Origin of the sequence: Exiguobacterium sp. s59 (assembly GCF_018617475.1) — a bacterium.
Classification (GTDB): domain Bacteria; phylum Bacillota; class Bacilli; order Exiguobacteriales; family Exiguobacteriaceae; genus Exiguobacterium; species Exiguobacterium aestuarii.
Map to the genome: position 1 here is coordinate 56210 of NZ_JACSKG010000007.1, position 18246 is coordinate 74455.

Annotated in this window: 20 protein-coding genes and 1 pseudogene; 9 read left to right on the top strand and 12 right to left on the bottom strand. The window is 48.3% G+C overall.

The annotated features are described in order from the left end of the window. Window positions 1-39 precede the first annotated feature (39 nt). The 5 genes from KNO91_RS13510 to KNO91_RS13530 all read left to right on the top strand — a co-directional run bounded on the left by KNO91_RS13510 (window position 40) and on the right by KNO91_RS13530 (window position 5220). Window positions 40-711 carry a DsbA family protein gene (locus KNO91_RS13510; protein ID WP_214689672.1) on the top strand — a complete coding sequence of 224 codons (672 nt, stop codon included), beginning with the start codon at window positions 40-42 and terminating at the stop codon, window positions 709-711. Next, window positions 708-1124, top strand: coding sequence for a disulfide oxidoreductase (locus KNO91_RS13515; RefSeq protein ID WP_214689674.1), 417 nt, complete (start codon window positions 708-710; stop codon window positions 1122-1124). Before KNO91_RS13510 ends, KNO91_RS13515 begins: the two co-directional genes overlap by 4 nt. Before the next feature lie 11 nt (window positions 1125-1135). Beyond that, complete coding sequence (locus KNO91_RS13520; RefSeq protein ID WP_214689690.1) at window positions 1136-1723, top strand: SCO family protein; 588 nt, start codon at window positions 1136-1138, stop codon at window positions 1721-1723. A gap of 1822 nt (window positions 1724-3545) precedes the next feature. Next, the gene (locus tag KNO91_RS13525) at window positions 3546-4406 is read left to right on the top strand and encodes a hypothetical protein (protein ID WP_214782782.1); all 861 of its coding nucleotides are present in this window, start codon (window positions 3546-3548) and stop codon (window positions 4404-4406) included. Between the two features lie 205 nt (window positions 4407-4611). Continuing rightward, entirely contained in the window at window positions 4612-5220 is a 609-nt protein-coding gene (locus KNO91_RS13530; protein ID WP_214689682.1) for a helix-turn-helix domain-containing protein, read from the top strand. A 76-nt stretch (window positions 5221-5296) separates the two neighbouring features. Here KNO91_RS13530 and KNO91_RS13535 read toward each other — a convergent pair. The 3 genes and pseudogenes from KNO91_RS13535 to KNO91_RS13545 form a co-directional block, all read right to left on the bottom strand. Then, window positions 5297-6240 (bottom strand): annotated as a pseudogene (locus KNO91_RS13535) (DNA/RNA non-specific endonuclease). A gap of 56 nt (window positions 6241-6296) precedes the next feature. Continuing rightward, window positions 6297-6677 carry a hypothetical protein gene (locus KNO91_RS13540; protein WP_214818383.1) on the bottom strand — a complete coding sequence of 127 codons (381 nt, stop codon included), beginning with the start codon at window positions 6675-6677 and terminating at the stop codon, window positions 6297-6299. Window positions 6678-6801: 124 nt separating this feature from the next. Next, window positions 6802-7083: a hypothetical protein gene (locus KNO91_RS13545; RefSeq protein WP_214818384.1), complete on the bottom strand. Its 282-nt coding sequence runs from the start codon at window positions 7081-7083 to the stop codon at window positions 6802-6804. A gap of 143 nt (window positions 7084-7226) precedes the next feature. On the opposite strand from KNO91_RS13545, the gene KNO91_RS13550 reads away from it, so the two are divergent. The 4 genes from KNO91_RS13550 to KNO91_RS13565 are packed head-to-tail and all read left to right on the top strand — an operon-like array spanning window position 7227 to window position 9870. After that, window positions 7227-8069 carry a ComEC/Rec2 family competence protein gene (locus tag KNO91_RS13550; RefSeq protein ID WP_214818385.1) on the top strand — a complete coding sequence of 281 codons (843 nt, stop codon included), beginning with the start codon at window positions 7227-7229 and terminating at the stop codon, window positions 8067-8069. Continuing rightward, the gene (locus KNO91_RS13555; protein ID WP_214818386.1) at window positions 8066-8290 is read left to right on the top strand and encodes a DUF3006 domain-containing protein; all 225 of its coding nucleotides are present in this window, start codon (window positions 8066-8068) and stop codon (window positions 8288-8290) included. The genes KNO91_RS13550 and KNO91_RS13555 overlap by 4 nt, the downstream gene beginning before the upstream one ends. A 25-nt stretch (window positions 8291-8315) precedes the next feature. After that, window positions 8316-8915, top strand: a complete 600-nt coding sequence (locus KNO91_RS13560; protein ID WP_251126668.1) for an antibiotic resistance protein VanZ — start codon at window positions 8316-8318, stop codon at window positions 8913-8915. Window positions 8916-8925: 10 nt separating this feature from the next. Then, window positions 8926-9870 carry a hypothetical protein gene (locus KNO91_RS13565; protein ID WP_214818388.1) on the top strand — a complete coding sequence of 315 codons (945 nt, stop codon included), beginning with the start codon at window positions 8926-8928 and terminating at the stop codon, window positions 9868-9870. 75 nt (window positions 9871-9945) lie between these two features. Here KNO91_RS13565 and KNO91_RS13570 read toward each other — a convergent pair whose 3' ends face one another. The 9 genes from KNO91_RS13570 to KNO91_RS13610 form a co-directional block, all read right to left on the bottom strand. Next, window positions 9946-11382 carry an ImmA/IrrE family metallo-endopeptidase gene (locus KNO91_RS13570; protein ID WP_214818389.1) on the bottom strand — a complete coding sequence of 479 codons (1437 nt, stop codon included), beginning with the start codon at window positions 11380-11382 and terminating at the stop codon, window positions 9946-9948. Window positions 11383-11386: 4 nt separating this feature from the next. Next, window positions 11387-11674: a hypothetical protein gene (locus KNO91_RS13575; RefSeq protein WP_214818390.1), complete on the bottom strand. Its 288-nt coding sequence runs from the start codon at window positions 11672-11674 to the stop codon at window positions 11387-11389. A gap of 5 nt (window positions 11675-11679) precedes the next feature. Continuing rightward, window positions 11680-12129 carry a hypothetical protein gene (locus KNO91_RS13580; RefSeq protein ID WP_214818392.1) on the bottom strand — a complete coding sequence of 150 codons (450 nt, stop codon included), beginning with the start codon at window positions 12127-12129 and terminating at the stop codon, window positions 11680-11682. Between the two features lie 9 nt (window positions 12130-12138). Beyond that, on the bottom strand, window positions 12139-13293 hold the full coding sequence (gene mobP2 / locus KNO91_RS13585; RefSeq protein ID WP_214818394.1) for a MobP2 family relaxase: 1155 nt from the start codon (window positions 13291-13293) through the stop codon (window positions 12139-12141). Next, a complete protein-coding gene (locus tag KNO91_RS13590; RefSeq protein ID WP_029596487.1) occupies window positions 13286-13537 on the bottom strand; it encodes a hypothetical protein in 252 nt (83 codons plus the stop codon). Before KNO91_RS13590 ends, mobP2 begins: the two co-directional genes overlap by 8 nt. Before the next feature lie 192 nt (window positions 13538-13729). Continuing rightward, on the bottom strand, window positions 13730-14569 hold the full coding sequence (locus tag KNO91_RS13595) for a coiled-coil domain-containing protein (protein WP_214818396.1): 840 nt from the start codon (window positions 14567-14569) through the stop codon (window positions 13730-13732). After that, the gene (locus tag KNO91_RS13600; RefSeq protein WP_214818398.1) at window positions 14570-15148 is read right to left on the bottom strand and encodes a hypothetical protein; all 579 of its coding nucleotides are present in this window, start codon (window positions 15146-15148) and stop codon (window positions 14570-14572) included. Window positions 15149-15178: 30 nt separating this feature from the next. Further along, window positions 15179-16285, bottom strand: coding sequence for a lysozyme family protein (locus tag KNO91_RS13605; protein WP_214818401.1), 1107 nt, complete (start codon window positions 16283-16285; stop codon window positions 15179-15181). Then, window positions 16285-18237 carry a VirB4 family type IV secretion system protein gene (locus KNO91_RS13610; RefSeq protein WP_214818403.1) on the bottom strand — a complete coding sequence of 651 codons (1953 nt, stop codon included), beginning with the start codon at window positions 18235-18237 and terminating at the stop codon, window positions 16285-16287. The genes KNO91_RS13605 and KNO91_RS13610 overlap by 1 nt, the downstream gene beginning before the upstream one ends. Window positions 18238-18246: the final 9 nt, after the last annotated feature.

An 18246-nucleotide genomic window follows, 5' to 3' on the forward strand; every position in this document is an offset into this window, starting at 1 on the left:
TAATGAAAGACGAATCGATATAAATAGAGGTGAGACATAATGAAACAGAATAAACTATTGGTCATCGCGACGCTCTTCGCGGTCGCCTTGGTGGCCGTCGTGGTCGTCCTGATGAATCAACCGACCGAACAAGCCGAAACGGCGGCACCGGCGACGACAGAACACGTGTCGACGGAAGGCCAGCCGACGCTCGGCGATGCGGACGCACCCGTCTCGGTCGTGGAGTTCGGGGATTATAAATGCCCGTCTTGTAAACAGTGGGGCGAAACGGTCTATCCGAAGTTGAAGGAAGACTATATCGACACCGGAAAAATCAGTTTCAGCTACATCAACGTCCTGTTCCACGGACAAGAGTCGATTTTGGCATCGCTCGCTTCAGAGTCGGTGTATGAACAAGACCCGGACGCGTTCTGGGATTTCCATAAGGCGCTCTACGACGCGCAACCGGCGAGTCAGCAGCACGACGAGGCATGGGTCACGGTCGAGCGGTTGACAGAGATTGCGAGCGAGACGACATCGGTCGACGTGGCGAAGCTCGAGGACGATTTGAGTGAAAACTCGACGGTGCTCGAACAGGTGAGTCTCGATGACGGGCTTGTCAAAGAGCACGGTGTCCAGTTCACGCCATCGATCATGATTAACGGCGTCATGCTCGAAGACCCGTTCGACTACGAGACGATTGAGCGATTGATTGAGCAAGGCACACCATGAAGCAGTCATTCTTGACCCGTTATGGTCTGTATCTCGCTTGGCTCGTCGCCCTCACGGCGACGTTCGGCAGTCTTTATTTCAGCGAGATTCGTGAGTTCGTGCCATGTGAGCTCTGCTGGATTCAACGCATCTTTATGTATCCGCTCGTCATCTTGCTCGGGGTCGCCGTGTTCACGGACGACCGGGCGGTGAAGAAGTATGTCTTGCCGCTCTCCATCATCGGCGGTCTGATTTCACTGTACCATTATTTGGTTCAAAAAGTACCCGGTTTCGCCGATATCAAGCCGTGCGTGCAAGGCGTACCGTGCAACGTGCAATACATCAACTGGTTCGGGTTCGTCACGATCCCGTTCCTTGCCTTGACGGCATTTACTTTGATCACGCTCCTCGTCTGGCGCGTGAGACGCAACTGACAATGAAGGAGATGGAACGTGTGAAGAAATGGATGCTCATTGGCTTGATTAGCCTGATGGCGGTGCTCGCCGCGTGCAGCAATGAAATTGAAGACCCGCTCAATTGGGAGATCGAGTCGTTCAATTATATGAATCAAAATGAAGAGATGGTCAGTCTCGATGATTTGAAAGGGAAGGTATGGATGGCCGACTTCGTGTTCACAAACTGTGAGACGGTCTGTCCACCGATGACGTACAACATGACGAAACTCAATGAAGCGCTCGTCGAGGAAGGCGTCGAAGACGTCCAATTCGTGTCGTTCAGCGTCGACCCGACCGTCGATACGCCGGACAAGATTCAAGCGTTCATGGCTGATTACGACTTGGCGAAAGCCGATTGGCAATTCTTGACGGGCTATTCGCAAGAAGAGATTGAGGCGTTTGCGCAACAAAACTTCAAAGCGCTCGTCCGCAAACCGTCAGAAGGCACCCAAGTGGATCACGCGACGTGGTTCTATCTCGTCGATCAGGACGGGAAAATCATCAAGGCGTATCAAGGATTCCAAGACGTGCCGATCGAGGACATCGTCAACGACATCAAGATTTTACAGAACTCTTAAGACGGCCCGTGCTGTCTCAGATTGTAGACATCACATTGTCTGCAGTCTTTTTTATTTGCCCGACCGGGCACAGTTCGCTTTTCTGAGGACAAACAGGGAGCCGCATCGAGACATTGTCGCTGCTGGACCTCCCTTTGCTTGCTGATCCCCTGGAAGTCTCGCCGTGCCCTTGGTCGGTCCACGCATCAATCCTTTTTTTCGTAACGTCATCGCTTTTTTATAATGAGGGACATAGAAACAGTTATGTAGGAGAATCGAATGATCAGGAAATCAACAAAATCGGAAAACCAACCGAACTCAATTGGAGATAGTAACGTTCGACGAACTCGTGCCAGCGAACCAACTGTTACGGAAAATCGAGACACGCATTTACAAAACGATGGTCGAATTTTTTGATTGTGAACGGAGATTTTTATAATAACAATACAATTACCACAAACGGGGACGCGAGCATCGGACTAAATCAAGCGGCATCCGTAAATTTTAGTGTATCTTCAACAACTGACTATTGTGCGTATATTTATTTGGATGGATATACTTTTTTTAAAATTATGACATTCTGTGATTAAATATAATTCAATAGTTTCAAAGTGGAAGTTGTAAATCGTACCATTATTTATATTAGATGAATTATAAAATTAAGTGCAATACCCCAACGTGAACGCAAAAAAAGCCATAGCGGCGGCCTAGTGTAGAATGAAGTTACGACGCAAACATTCAGACGGAGGAGTCGCCATGAGCTATACCCATCTTACCACAACCGAGCGCGTGGAAATAGAGACCTATCTGGGGCTTGGGCGGCAGTCCTCGACCGTCTCGCGGGAGATCAGACGGAACCCCGGGTAAAAATCGGAACGTGCACAGGAACGCTATGTGAGGGCGAAAGAGAACTGTGGCGCTAAGACGAAGCTCGACGACATGATGCGTCTGACGATCATCGAGAAACTGCGGGCGACCTGGTCCCCGGAACAGATCGTCGGGCGCATCAACGTCGGGCTGACCGTCTCGGACCGGCCGCGGGAGGTCGGAGGCTTGCGTCGCGACGTTCATCGAGCGCAAGGACCGGTTCTACCTCGTCCTACCAATCGCGAACCGCAGTGCGGCCTCGATTTTGGAGGTGATCAACACGTTCCATGGCGTCTTCCCAGAGGGGTACATTCATGACGGCGACGACGGACTGAGGCAAGGCGTTCAGCTGTTACGAGCGCATCCGGTCCTCACTTGGCATGCCACTTTATTTCGCCGACCCTTATTCATCACGGTAGCAGGGGAGCGATGTGAACCTCAACAGTCTTCTCCGCTAGTTCTTCCCGAAGGGTTTAAACTTCTCATAGGTCAGTGATGACGAACTAGCAGACGCACTCGCCAAGATTAATGCTAACCAGCATTTACTTACTGAAAAATTAAAATGGAATGTGAGGGAAGATTATAACTGCTACTAAGAATGTGAAACTAATAGTGGCTTTTCTCTCATTTAATAAGAAGGAATGAGAAGGGCAATAAATACAGACCTATCGTGGTCAAAAACAATAAAAATAATCCAGGATAAAAATAATTATCAACTGAACCAATAGGAATACTTAAGATGCTAAATGTACTGTTTGAAAACATACCTAATTTTTCAAGAAGGATATTACTTGTTAATCCTACGCATATAAGCAATAAAGATGAATAAAAAAGGTATTTATTATTAATCAAATCCAAAAAAATCCTAAAATTTGTTTATTAAAAGAAAATAATGTTCTAATATTATTCTGTAAGAAAGAAATAGAGGCTATTTGCTTCTTTAATACTTATTATAACTCAAAAGCAGAGGAATAAAATGAAAAAAATTTCCACTTTAACTTTAGCAACTTTACTTTCTGCTAATCTATTTATCCCATCAGTTGGCGCTGAAGAAAATGTAAACTACTTTATTGATAGCTTGAGTGAATTTTCACAAGAAAGTAAAGAAATAATGGATAAGAAAAAAGCTAGCAAAACTAATCAAAAGTTGACTAAAATAAACAACTCTAAATCTTTCAGTTATTCTGTACTCTCATCAAATGAAGGTTTACTTCCAGAAGAATTAACATTAATTAAAAATACTAGCCCAGAAGTTCTTAATCAATATAACGAATTGTTAGAAGAGGAAATCTCTGTTTTTTCTATCGCTGATGATGAAAATTTAGGAGGGAATTCTAAAGTGACGTATACACTTCCTAAAACTGGAGCAGAAATTACAGTGGTGACATCAAACGAATTAGTTGAATTGGCAAAAACTCCTCAAAATAAAGCTACTGTTCAAAGTCTTCAATTAACACGAAGTTTTGGTACATATTCTTATAAAATTGCATATAGTATCCGTGCGTTATTGTACCCTGATTCTACTTGTGGTCTTGTGACTACCTATACCACAAGATCTGATGGCTTAAGATTAACTGGGCACAGTACTAGTGGGACGTCGAGTATTTTTCCGACAGCAATCAAAGCTTCTTCGCAAGCAATTGATTCACGTGCTGAAAAAATCGGATACGATATTAACGCTATGGGATTATACAACGTTACTGTCGGTGGCTATAACGGAATTGGATTAATGTCATTTGATATGTCAATAACAAGTAAAGTGAGATGGGATGCTTCTACGTCAACTGGACTTAAAGTTACTCAAACGTATTCGCAAGTAGGAGATAAGTCTCGTTAAGCAGTATAATAAGTATTAAAAATATTTTTTTAAGAAATGAAAACAATTTTCTAGAGGTACACCATTCTCCGGAATGGTGTTTTTGTTTGGTATCCATTTAGTAATTTCTTATCAATTTGAAACCGATTAAAGTAACAGCTTACTTTAATACAATGGTCATGGTATTATTTAATAAAATCATCGTTGTGTTAAAAGGAGGCTTATCATGTATACGATTGATGAGGCATTTGAAATCTTATCGAAGAACAAGCTCACAAGCCATAAGGAGACGGTCCGCAACTGGGTACGAAAAGGCGTGATCCAGGCAGAACCGCTCGAGTCACGTAAAAAAGGATATCGGATCAGTGAGGAGGCGCTCGAACAGTTCATCAAAGAACGGATGCCTGAAGGGTGGGAGCTGCATCCGGAGTCGGTGACAGGGGAAGCAAGGGATGTCATCAAGAATGAAGAAGAGGCCCCGTATCATGTTGAAGTCGATGTAGAAGCGATTAAAGAACGGGTCCGCGAGGAGATGTGGTATGAGCTTCTCGGTAAATTCGTCTTTGAAGACTATTTTGTCCTGAAGAAATCGGAGGTCAAGGCTGCCGTCGAGCATATGCGCTATTCAAAAGAGTTCGAAGCCGAGGTGTGGGAACGTTGCTCGGAGCACACGTGGGGCCACGCAACACCTCGAGTCCCGTACCTGCTCGATTACTTCATGTTCGAAGGAGAGCGGATTCCCTTCAATAAAGATTTCGGTGGAAGAGATGAGCAAATCATCCACGCGTTAATTGAGAAAATTCGGCTCGATAAAGTGAATCGAAAACGTAAATGAATATAAAAAGACATTCTCTTAGAAATGGAGGATGTCTTTTTATACAATCATCATTGTTTTATTTTTTTAGTTGAAATCATTCCCCGACCATTCCGTCGTTGTCGTTATCACGCATATAGGGGTAGAGCCAATGGTCGCTCATAATCGGCATCGTGAAACCGGCGTCTTTCGCTTCCTGGATCGTCACCTGACCGTTTCCATTCGTATCTACGCTCGAGACATCACCTGTGGCTTCAGGTGTAGCTGCGGGATCCGGTTCACTTTCTGTGAGGCCGAGCGCTTCGTTCACCTCATCCGGGTTCACGTTGTCGAAGGAATCGGTGACGACATTTCCTTTGACCGTATAGGTGTATTGGTAGTGTGACGGAATATGAGTTTTCGTATCCGGATATGTGATGATCGCCTCGAAGTCGGTCGCGCCACCTGCCTTACGGATCACATCCTCCATATAAGCCTGGTCCCCGTAGCGGTTGAGCGTGCTATCCTGTGGTGTGATGTTGTAGGCGTTCGAGACGCCCCCGAGCGAGTCGGCGATGACATGACCCTCGTCGAGATCACTGTGTTCGACGCCTGGGACCTTCGCCTCGTCATGATAGTAGCGGCCATCCGAGGTCACATCCTCCGAATCATCATCCTTCAGGATGATCTGATCGGCGATGACACGAATCAATTGACCATGTTCGTTCGTGAACGCCCAATACTCGCGATCTCCATATCCGATATCGACGACGACGTTCGCCTCACGGTACCCGGACAAATCCCCACCATCAACATTGATCAGTTTATAGCCGGAGAAATGATTGTTAACCGAATTTGTGACCGTTTCCTCGGTTGTTGCAGGCTCTTCGGAAGTCGTCTCCGTATTTGAGTCGTCTGTACTCGTTTCAGTCGTCTCGACGACTTCTTCTGTTTGAGAGTAGCAGGCTCCTCCACTTTCTCACTTGTAGAAGGGGTGTCTCCACTGGTACAACCGGCCATCAGCAGGATGGCCAAAGGGAAGGCTAAGTAGGTGAATTTCATTTTGTTCTCCTTATAGCATGTATATATGTAGATGAGTCAATACGATCTATGTTCAATTATATCCTCCGCATGTTTACGATGCGCCAATCCTTCACGTTTTGTTCGTCCATATGTTGAGTGACGCGTTCAATCATTCCAAATCGTTCGCGCTGACAAAAGTTGTAGGCTTCTTCCGGTAATGGCAGTTCTACCTCAATTGTGACTTTCACTTTTTTTCTTCGTTTGTTGAATCGACTGAGCAAATGATGTTCCAGCTTCGTGATGAACGCGTCGTCGCCAACACCCTCTTCTGACTTCAGTACGCCAGTGATTTCGGGACTGATTCCATCGAGGTGGTGTTTGATTTCAAATGGTGTCGCATCCAGGTATTCGCAAAGGTGATCAAACCGAAGTATCTCTGTATTGTGATATTGCTGAGTCCATTCTTGAAGTCGCATGAGGAGAACCCCTTTTTAGTTCAAGTGTACCGCGTAGGGTTTTAACAAACAGTGACGAAATCGTGTACAGCGTGTATAAGGTACCGCACATGAGACCTAATCGATTTCATAATTTTGTCCCGCCTTAAAAACGGACTTTGTTCTGAGCCTCCATCTCTGCCAACTTTGCCTTTTTCACATCGGGATTAGTGGTGAATCGATAGCTGCTCCCCTCATGAATCCAGGTCTCATCAAAGATGATGCCGTTCATAATGTGGCGATACGGCATAGCAGTGCATAACGTGTATCCCTTCAGATAGTGTGCGGCTTCTTGAATAGAGACACACTCTTTTAATTCCATTCCATCTTTAAAAATCAGAACCGGTTTATATGTCTTGTTTATTGCGATGGGTTTTCGTAAATCCATTTCTCTCACTCCTCCTATCATCACACCCTGACTATTTATGTATGAGGTCAACCTCGAGAATTAGAAGCAATTTAACAAATAGCGGCTTATAATAAAGGTGTGTTGGATAATTTTACAATAATTTTAAAGTGGAGTGATAAAAGATGAATAAATTGATCAAGATTGGGAGTGCCGTTCTATTTAGTGGAGTGCTGTTGGTGTCGCCATATGGGGAAGCATCGGCCGCTGCGAGCATCAAAGTCCATTACATCGATGTCGGACAAGGAGACGCCATCTACATCAAGATGCCAAGCGGTGAGGACGTCATCATCGACGGCGGGAACAAAGGAAAGGGCGATGCCATCGTCGCCTATCTCAAAAAACAAAAAGTCGACGATATCGAGGTATTGATCTCGACGCATCCAGATGCGGATCATATCGGTGGATTGGATGAAATTTTGGATGCCTACCGTGTCGAGAACGTCTACGCGCCAAAAGTGAAACACACGACCCAGGCCTACAAAGACTTCCTTCAAGCCGTCAAACGGGAAGGGAAGACCATCAAAACGGCACAGGCCGGAGTGAAACTGCCGATCAAAGGTGTCAGTGCGAAGTTTGTCGGTCCGGTCAAATCCTACTCGAACAGTGACTTGAACAACTGGAGTACAGTCCTACATGTCACGTACAAGAAGAACACGTTCTTGTTCACAGGGGACGCGGAACACGCCTCTGAGAAGGATATGATGGCGAAGAAGCAGACGCTCCGGGCGGACGTCTTGAAGGTGGGCCATCACGGTGCCAAGACGTCGACGAGCAGCACGTTCCTGAACACGGTCAAACCGAAGCATGCCATCATCAGTGTTGGGAAGAATAGCTACGGACACCCAACATCCGAAGTGGTGACGAACTTGAAACGCCAGAAGGTGAATACGCTTCGTACAGACAAGAACGGCACGATCATCATCACGGGGAACGGTTCAAGTTATGCCGTGAAGAAATCAAAATGAAGCGACGGAGAGGGATCATCGACCGCTTTGAAGGGGACTTGGCTGTCGTCGAATTCGGAGAAGTGACGGAGGATATTCCAAAGTCACGACTCCCTGATTCGGTTCAATCAGGTGATGTGCTTTGGTTTTACGAAGATGGGCGAGTTGAGTTAGATGTAGAGGAAAAACAACGGCTATCGAAAGAAATCGAAGAGCTAATGGATGAACTTTGGGAAAAGTGAATTTTTAAAGAAATGGAGGTAGATGATGTTTTACGGAACAAAATTTTATTACAAAATACTGTATTTCTTGACCGCTATGTCTCCTGCATATTTACTTTTTTTACTTCAATTCCACTCTAAATTCAAAGTTGACGTTACTGATATAACCATTTGGAATATAAAATTTAATGTTATTTATGTATTAATAGCTACAATTTGTATCATGTTCATACTATCGATAATTCTAAGTTTTTTAATAAAACATCAATATTTTTCTAAATCTAATACTAGAATATACGTTGAAACTATTCACTTTTTTAAAGAACACAAATTAAAAGAAATAAATGGAACGGTTACTACATTTTTGTTGGGTGTTATTATACCTTCAATATTTATAATTGAAACCGATCCAAAAATAGCTTTAGGTACATTTATATTCCTACAATTTTTGATTTACAAAATCATTATGAAAAGCACTGATATTTTCCCGAATGTCGTATTGATTATTTTTGGAATTAATCTATGTAAAACTCAAGAGGACAACTATGTATTTACTTTCAAATCAAAAAAATACAACGAGTTTGTTGTATATAAAATTGGGGACCCTAACAAATCTAGAATGTATATAACAATGTATGAGAAATGAGGAAAAGTGAATGGGAATTCAACATTTGTATGTTTGTACAGCAAAAAATGGCAAGCTACATCGTTTTTACAACTTGATTATGGGTGAAAATGATAAAAACAAAATCGAAAAGTATATTAAAACAGATTTGGATACAAAAAAGAAATCCGAATTTGAAATGAACGAACTAAGTGGAACTGCATTAATTGAAGATCTTCCTTATTATGTCGATATGGAAACGGTTAAAAAAGAGAGTTATTTATATGAATTTAAAGAAAAAATCAATTTGCTCAATGACCCTAAAGAAGTTCCTCCAAGAGTCCTTCAACTAAAAAAGCGAGGGAAAAATAAAGGGGATATTAAAAATTTCGATGATAATGAAGTTTCCAAATTTTTTATAATTGTAGATGAAGCTTCACTTTATTTTTTGCAGATAAGTAGAAATGCTACTATACAGGATACTCCTTTTATAAATATGTCAGTGACTAGTGAGTCGAAAATGATTAGTGTTGATAGAGGAGTTCAATTTCCAAATATTATAACATCGAGGTTAGATCTTAGTTCTAATAGATTATACGTGTATGATGTAGATAGATTTGAAAGCATGCTGATGCAAAACGAAAGTAGAACGGAGAAATCAAAAAAAGTAATTGAACAATTTAAGATAGGTAAGAATCATATTTCTAAAGAAAAATACAAAGTTAAAGGTTTGGAAAATAAAGAAGTAGAAAGCATGCTACTCAATAGTAAAAGAACAGTAAGAAGACTTTCTAAATATCAAGATCAAAAAATTCAATTTGAAATCGCAAAAATAGTAAGTGCTGTTGAACGACTACCCTCCGATAAGAAAGTGGATTTTAATCATGAAGAAAAAACAATCACTGTCACTGTGGAGAGTTCTAAAACCTTTGTAGGTATACTTCACAATGTTATTGTAGAAAGATTAATTTCTGGAGAAGTGGAAGTAATTGTTTAATAGAATAACTAAATAATGAGTATTGGATATATTGTATTAGCATAGGGCTTAAATCAGCCCTATGCACAGGGGAAATTAAATCAATCTTTCGATATTAAACAAAGCTGTTCTTGATAAAGACTTTTTTTCTTCTTCGAGCAACACATTATGCCAACTATCTTCAAGATTTTTGAGGGTTGGTTTTTCAACCTTATTGTTCTTTTCTAAATCGTGTAATGGATGAACTGTTTTTTCGGGATCAAAGTGACCGCTAATCAATGGCTGATCTGGTAATGCAATCGTGTAAACGACAAGCGCGTCGTCATTGAAGTCGTGATTGTTGGCGACACCGAATGATTGGAACCCGAATCCTTTATCGTGAATATACATGAGCGGCTCATCGACGCGATCCATCTTCAGGTTCGTCTCGAGAGCCGCTTTTGCGTTCAGATAGGGCTCCACCTCCTCTGGGAACACACTTTGTACGGCATGAACCCGTTCATAAAGACTGAGGTCAGCGTCTTTCCATCCCATGCGCCGCTCCAGCTGTTCAAGGTAATCGAGTGGGCTCTGTTCTTTTTCCTGTTGCAAGGTGTTCACCTTCTCTAAATGTGACTCGATATGGTCGAGGAAAGCCGCGGATGTCTGATGGACCTCCTGCAACAGTTGTTCCTTGTCGAGGAGTTCCTTGTCTTTCGTCCAACCGGCTAAGTAAGAGAGCGAGAAATCGTCCGTCGGGAAACCGAGTTGATGTGAGACGACATAGGCGACCATCTCGGCTTGGAACTCCTTCTCGGGTGCCATGAGCGGTTTGTCTCGTTCGAGGTTCCGCTCTTGGTTGTGCAGCTCCGCGTGCGCGAGCTCGTGGATCAGGACGGTGATGTCCTCGATGGATGTGTTCCGTGGGTTCAAAGCGATCGCATGTAGCTCAGGGTAATAACAGCCTTTCGCCGTCCCGATTTCGTCGAGCGGTTCCTCCAATAGTGTCACATTCCGGGCATTCGCGAGCGTCTTCAAGGCGTCACGGATGTCTTGTTCGTTCTCGAGCCCGCCCTCCCGATGATACCGTTTGAAGATGTCCGAGACCTCGATTCCTTTCTCGCGTGCGTCGGTCTGCGTGTATTCGAAGACGTGACCGATTTTGAAGTACATCATCTTGCGTGACGGAATGCGTCCTTGTTTCACGCCGTCTTTGACTGGCTTCGGTGCCTTGCTGAGCGGCACCCATTCGTCTTTATGCAGGGCGTACGTCACTGGACTTGGGACGAATACCTTGATGCCGCGCTCACCTTTTTGTACCTGTGCGCCTTGCTTCTCCCAGAACGGATAAGAGCCGACCGCGACCGCGCCTGGGAACTGGGACTCGATCAAGACCGCGTTCCGCATCGAGTATTGATGGAACTTGCCGAGGAACTGGAGATGCTCCCGGATTTTCTCCGGACTCTCAAAGTAGCTGTCGATCTGTTTTCCCATCTGTTCGGTCAAGGCCTCAAGCTCGGCCTTTCGTTCTTCGTTCGTCTTGATGTTGGCCATCGTGTCAGACTCCTTCCTTCAACAAGTCGGTGACAGATTCGTCGGTATCTGTGAATTCGTTCAGTTCACGTTCGAGTTGTGGCGACGTTTCCGGGATGTCGAGTAACAGCCGTGTCCGCTCGAAATTGACGGGAAGCAAGATGATCTCGTCTTGCGCGATGGCGGTCAAAAGTTGATGCTCGGAAACGGACACCGGGATGTCGTACCGTTTTCCATAGATGAGGACCGTGACGGTATCGGGTTGAAGCGTCAACAGTTGTCCCATCGTGAAGGGACGATCAAGTGGTCGCATAGGATTCATCCTCTCTCAAAAGTTAATGTGTCCTTCTTCTGTTTTTGATGCTCGATGCGTTCCTGGACGACACGTTCCGCCGTCGCGAGGAACGTCGGCTTGAATTGGTCGGTCGTCATGATGTCCTCAATGCCCTCGGTCTGCATCAGCGCCTGCAGGAGCTCAGTCAAGATTTGCCCGTGGCGGTCGGATCGGTTCGCGGCGAGCCGGATGCGCTCGAGTTCCGTCGACACCTGTTCGTTCATCAACGCTTCGATCTGACGGGAGACCTGCGTGCTGATCGAGCGGGTGAGGAACTGCATGTCCCACTTCTCGTCAGCCAGTTCTTTATGCTCGTCTGCGATATGGTCGATGACCTGACCGAGATGGCCGAAGCGTTTGTCGTCGGCAAATTCCTCCAAATAAGCGACCGTCTCCGGCTTCAAACGGAGACGGATCTGTCTCAACTCTTCCATCGGCCTCCCTCACTTTCCATATTCGATGTCTCGTTCCAACTGTTCGAAAGCCCGTTGATTTTTCAGGTGTTCGAACTCATTGTTCATATGCCGCTCGATCCTGTAGAGTGATTCGTTGAATATCTTTTGTTGTTTGAATGCTCGTTGGACCAGATGTTTGGGGGCTTCATTTTTCTCAACTATCGTTTGTTCTTTTGACAAGTCGCGCATCTCGGAAAGGATGGCATTCCCCATCCGAGTGTAGAGGTCCTGTCGCTTCGTCGTCCGGTACCGCTCGGCCTTCTCCGTATCGCCGTAGCTGCGACGATGGAACGACACCTCCTCTTCAAGCCGCTCGTTGAAGGCTTGAAACTCTGATTTGAAGTGGATGTCGATATAACTGTCGGTCAGACGATTGAGCGATTCACGGAGTGGCTGCATCCCGTTCATGTTGTAGCGCCACTGTCGTTTGTCTTCCGGCAACCGCTCATAGATGTCCTTGAATTGACGGACGAGCTCGGGATGCAGGACACGGTTCGGGAGCGTTGGAATCTTCCGGTTCCGTTTATGGGCGACCAGTTCGTCTCTTATGAACGCATTCAGTTTCTCCTGTTCTTTCGTCCGGTCGGCGAGGGAATGGATGACCTTCGACTTCATCAGCTCGATCGATTTTGGTTTGCGTTTGCCGCGCTCGCGCATATGGCTCGTCTCGACGATGGCGACATGCACGTGGATGTTGTCGGTGTTGTAATGCACGGCGCCGGTCCAGTAGGCATGGACCATCTTTTCTTTTTGGAGCATCGCCTCGACCGCGTTCCGTGTCGCCTGGATCAACCGTTTCTCGTCGACGAGGTCATCGTGAAGCACACCGGTCTCCCGTAGCCAGGCGTTATCGAACGAGATGACGTCCTGCCAGAGGATGCTCCCGTCCGCTTGTGCGTGTTTGAAGATGTCACGGACGGTGCGACGCTTTTCTTGGTCCAACCGGTCGTCCTCGCGTGTGAAGAGACCGCTCGATTTCGTCTCGTCTTCCATATAGTCGTGATACGTCTCGAACTGATCGGGGCTGTCTTTCGCATCCGGTCGATTGATGTAATCGAGGTATGTCGTGTAGCGACGTGACTTCTTTTTTGTGCTCGGCACCTTGAACTTCGACTTGATGACGACACCCGGTGTCTCACGCATCCTGCATCACCTCGTTCAACAAACGGGTCACTTCGGCGAGCTCGTCTGCGCTCCGTTTCAGGTGGAGCGTGTTCGCCTCGAGCTGTCGTTCGAGCCGCTCGACCTGTGTCGATTGGATGCCGTTCGCACACCAGGAGGCGAGCAGTTCTTTCAAGTATTGTTGCCGGGAGCGGTTGTGTTCCTTCGCCCATTCATCGATTTGCTTCACGATGACGGGGTCGATGTCGCGGAGTAACAGATCCATCTGCCTGACCACCTTTCTAGAGGCTGTATATTGCCGAGGTCCTAAAAGTTCGTTCAAAGAGCATAAGGGGAAACTGCTATCACTTGTCGTGATAGCCCAGGCAGAGCCTGGGGTTTCCGTGATATCACCAAAAGTCTGAAAATGGCACGAAATGTGCCAGTAAAACCAGCGATTTGGCACGAAATGTGCCACTTAAATCGACAGTTCCCGGAGCCGAACGCGCAACTTGTCGTGCTTTTCTTCGAGCGCTTCGACCGATTGTTCGAGCTTCTCGAGTTCCAGGTTGAGCTCATCACGTTTTCGGCCAAGATCGAAAATTTCGTTCTCTTGTTCGACCTGTTCGTCGAGCGAGAGGTAGGGGAGTTCGTCTTCAAGATCCTCTTTGTCACGGTCGAGTCGCTTGATTTGTTGTCGCTGCGCCTCGACTGACTGCTGTGCTTTTTCTAATTGTTGCTCTGTCTCCGCGAGCTCGTCCTCGACGAATAGTCTCGTGAAGGTTGTCTCGTCAGATGAGGTGTGGCTCGCCTGTTCGATGGTCCGACGGTCGGTATAGAGTGACGTCAAGAGACTGTTCTCCCGTTCTTTGGCTGTGAGTGAGTCGATCGATTGTGACTCGTCCACCCCATAGATTCGGACAGCGAGCTGGTCAAAATCGTTCGGCACATCCTTCAGTTCGAGCACGTATTGATCGTTCCGGTCATACAGCACCATGACTTCCTTCTCAGAATCCGGACGTGCCTTATAGACATAGCGGAAGAGATGGTCGTTCGTGTTACCTGGTGCTTCATCGAGCGAGATTCGGATGCGGATTGTCTTCGTCTCGGTATCGTAACTAAACGCGTGGAGTGTCACGGTCTCGCCGTTCGAGAGTCGGATTGGCTCGTTGATCGGTGTCTCATTGACCGGTGCCTCCTCGGCGAAGAAGAACGACGAGGTGCCGAAGAAGAGGAAACCGATGACAAAGAATACGCCGAGTCCAAGGTAGAACCGGGAGACGTTCTGGGTGAGACGCCGTCGCGTTTGTCGTCGCATTTAAATCCCTCCTTCCGGTGCCAGGTCTTCCATCTCGGTGACGACCAAACGTCCATCGATGGACTCGAACGCCAAGGTCAACAGTTCTTGCGTCGTCTCTTCATAACCCGTCTCGGTGATCAACAGGTCCTGTTCGAACCGGACGAGACAATCTTCTCCGGAGACAGAAGGGAACACCTCGATATCGCGGACGGTCGTCTCGAACGTGCCGACGTCACTGCCGTCAGCGGCGAAGAGCGTGGTCGCGAGTTCTGCCGACATGACCTCTTTCGCCTGTCGTTTCTGGGTCGTGTAACTGTCTTTCGTGATGGTGAAGGCATACTCCACGAAGCGCGTCGCGCGTGTCGTCACCTCTTCCATTCGTTCCGTCTCCTTTGAAGCGACGACTTGTTCGGTGTCCGCTGACGTATCATCGGAGGTTGCCGATTCAGAGTGAGTGACGCTTTTATTTTTCGTCTCACTAGGGTCTGAAGTACTCGTGACAGCCGTCACTTGTTGATAGAAAAAGCCGTTCGCCGCGAGTGAAATAAGAAGCAGTACCCCGAACAGATACGCGAGGTGACGTGCGGTGAAGTTCATCCTTTCTCCTCCTTTCCATACATCTATGACTCAAAATCCGAAGACCGGGGCGGGGTCGATATGACCTGACCATTCACTCGTCTTGATCTCGAAATGAAGATGGTTCCCGCTCGATCGGCCTGTCGTGCCGCAGTACCCGAGCGCCTGCCCGGCGTCGATTTGTTGCCCGCTTTGGACACCGAGACGACTCAGGTGCGCGTACGCCGTGATGTAGTTGTCGTGTCGGACTTGGACGAGATTGCCGTACGGTCCGCGGTTCCCGCTATAGATGACGGTGCCGCTCTTGACCGCGTGGATCGTGTCGGACGGGGTGCAACTGAAGTCGATACCGGTGTGGTTATCCCGTTGTCCGAAGACGACGCGCCACCCGAAACGCGATGTCACGTTGAGCGGGATGGCGAGCGGGGAACGTAACCCCGACAACAGTTCTTTCGTGATGATCCCGTCGGCGACGGCGACCGGCGCGAGGTATTTCAACACCGCGTCGACATACTCGATGTCCCCGTAACAGGCACCGTGCTGGACCGCGCTCGGGCGATGACAACGATAGATGCCGGTGTGTTTCACACGCTGGTACATCATCTGGGAGAACGAGATGGCGAGCTCTTTCGAATATCGTCCGCCGTTCTCTTGGACATAATCGATAAAGCCGCCGCCGAAGTTGTAGCTCTGTAACGTGAGCTGCACGTCACGGCTCGCTCGCTCGAAAACGGAGGCGAAATGCTCGACGCCATAGACGATGCTCTCCTCGGGGGAAGTGATGCATCCGATGCGTCCACACTTCGATTCGCTCGCCTGCATCGGGTCGTTCCCACGACCGCCGCTCTCCTGCATCATGAGCGCGAGTACGAGGTTCGTCTGTTCGGCCAGTCCGTGCTTCGACAGTTCCGATTCGACCAAGCTCCGATATTGGAGCACCTCGTCGCTTACCTGTAGACCTCCTGCGGTATTGAACGTGACGTCGGTCGGTTGTTCGTTCTGGACACCCGTGAGCGTGTCGAGGATCCCGACAACGAGGATGATCAGGAACAACACGAGTGTCGCAATGCCGAGCAGGATGAGCCGCCACTTGAGCGTCGCGAGCTGCCATTTGGCTGCGACGGCGAAGCGGGCCGTCCGTTTCGCGGCCGCCCACATCAGGCACCTCCACCGAACAGGGCGAGCTCTTCGGGCGCGACATCGACGTCAAAAATGAGGTTCTGCACGCCCGAGATACTGAGGACGACACGCCCCGTCTCGAGCGAGGGGATGATGCGCATCTCGGAGTTCGAGAGTTGGCCGTCGAACACCGTCTGGATGATTGGGATGCTCTCCGCGTCCTGTTCGCCGATGATTTTGTATTGCGTGAGCTGGAAGAGCGACTTGACGTTCTCAGCGTTTTCGGACTTCGATCCGGCTGGCACGAAGTCGGTGATCAGATGCGACACGAAGAAGATGCCGCCGAAGTATTTGCGTGCCTCGCGCATGCAGCGTTGCAGATACAGGATGGCCGGCTGTGCGATATCGCGCGTGTTGATCAAGTGGTGCGCCTCGTCGATGACGATGAGGTACTTGCATGCTTCTTCCGTTCGGAGCACGCCTTGGTTATAGGCTTTCAGTTGACTCGAGCCGTTGGCGATCATCCCGTCCCACAGCATGTTCATCAAGGAGAACACCTGCGCCTGGAACACCTCGTCCCGTAGGCTCGTCAGGTTTCGGAGCGGGAATGACACGATGAGCTCCTCGTCGAACCGGTCGATGGAGGAGTGCCCGTCGAAGATGTTGCCATAGTTATGGACGAGGTTCGTGACGGCGAGCTCGATGTTCTCGAGGCGCCGCACCCGGTTCGGACTGATCGCATCCTTGATCGAGGTACGCGTGTCATCCGTGTAGAGCTCACGACGGACGAGTTTCAAGAAATCGGAGAACGTCGGGTACCGGTCCGCCGGATGCGTCGTGATGGGCAGTTCACCCTGTTCGTCCCAGAGCCCGTGCCGGACGTACAAGTCCCGAAGCAGGATCTCGAACTCGTTCGTCTCTTCTTGCGTCGCCGCCGGGTTGATGTAGTGATAGAACACGGCCATCTTTGAGAGGTGCTGCATGAACGAGAGTGCCTCGTTGGCGTTGCCGTCATTGTTCGTCACCGTCTTATAGACATGGAGCGGGTTGATGAGCCCGGCCGACCCGTCGAGCGCGATTTCTTTCCCGCCGAGCTGACGCACGAGGTCGGAGAACTCGCCCGTGACGTCGAGGATACGGATTTTGTTGCCCTTGATGGCCTGATCGAGCACCGTCTTCTTGAGGAGCGTCGACTTGCCGGACCCCATCTTGCCGATCATGAGCGCGTTGTAGAACTTGCGTTGCTTGTCTTTGTGGAAGAGGTCAAAGATGACGCTACCGTTCGTGTCGGTCGTCCCGTAATACGTTCCGGTCGCATCCTGGAGCGACGTGAAATGGAACGGATAACCACCGGCGATGGAGAGGGACGGGATTTCTTTCCCACGGCGCCGGTTCGGAAGCTTTTGTTGTTGGTCATAGCTCGTGAAGAGGCTCTGCCACTCCCATTCCTGTTCGTTCAGGAAGATCGTCGAGCGAAAGTTCCGGGCCTCGAGCTCTTCCATCACTTCTTGTACTTTCACCTCGAGCGCGTCGAGCGTCTTCGCCTTCACATAGAGCCGCAGATGCAGATATTTCATCGTCTCGCCCTGGGTGATCTGTTCATAGAGCTCGTTCAGTTCCTTATACGTCTCCCGGGCGTCGATGCGGTCGATGTTGTCCTTCGCGTTCTCGAAGCGTGTGTTCTGTTCGGCCATCGACTTGTTGATGGTCTGGATGATCTCCCGCTTGTCGGCCGTCCCGATGTCGAGCGTCGTCAAAACGCCTGGCATGTTTAAGATGGGTTCGAGCCAGTAGTCATAGACGAGCGACTGATATTTATAGACATGGAGACAGGACAGGTAGCCGTCCCCGAGCCGGACGAAATTGGCGTCGAACCGGATGCCACCTTGTGGCTGAATCTTGGCGATGACGTCAGGGTTATAGCCTTTCTCAATCTTGACGGTCTCCGGGTCCTGTTGTTTGGATAACTTGGCACGTAGGCGCTGCCACATGCGCGTCAC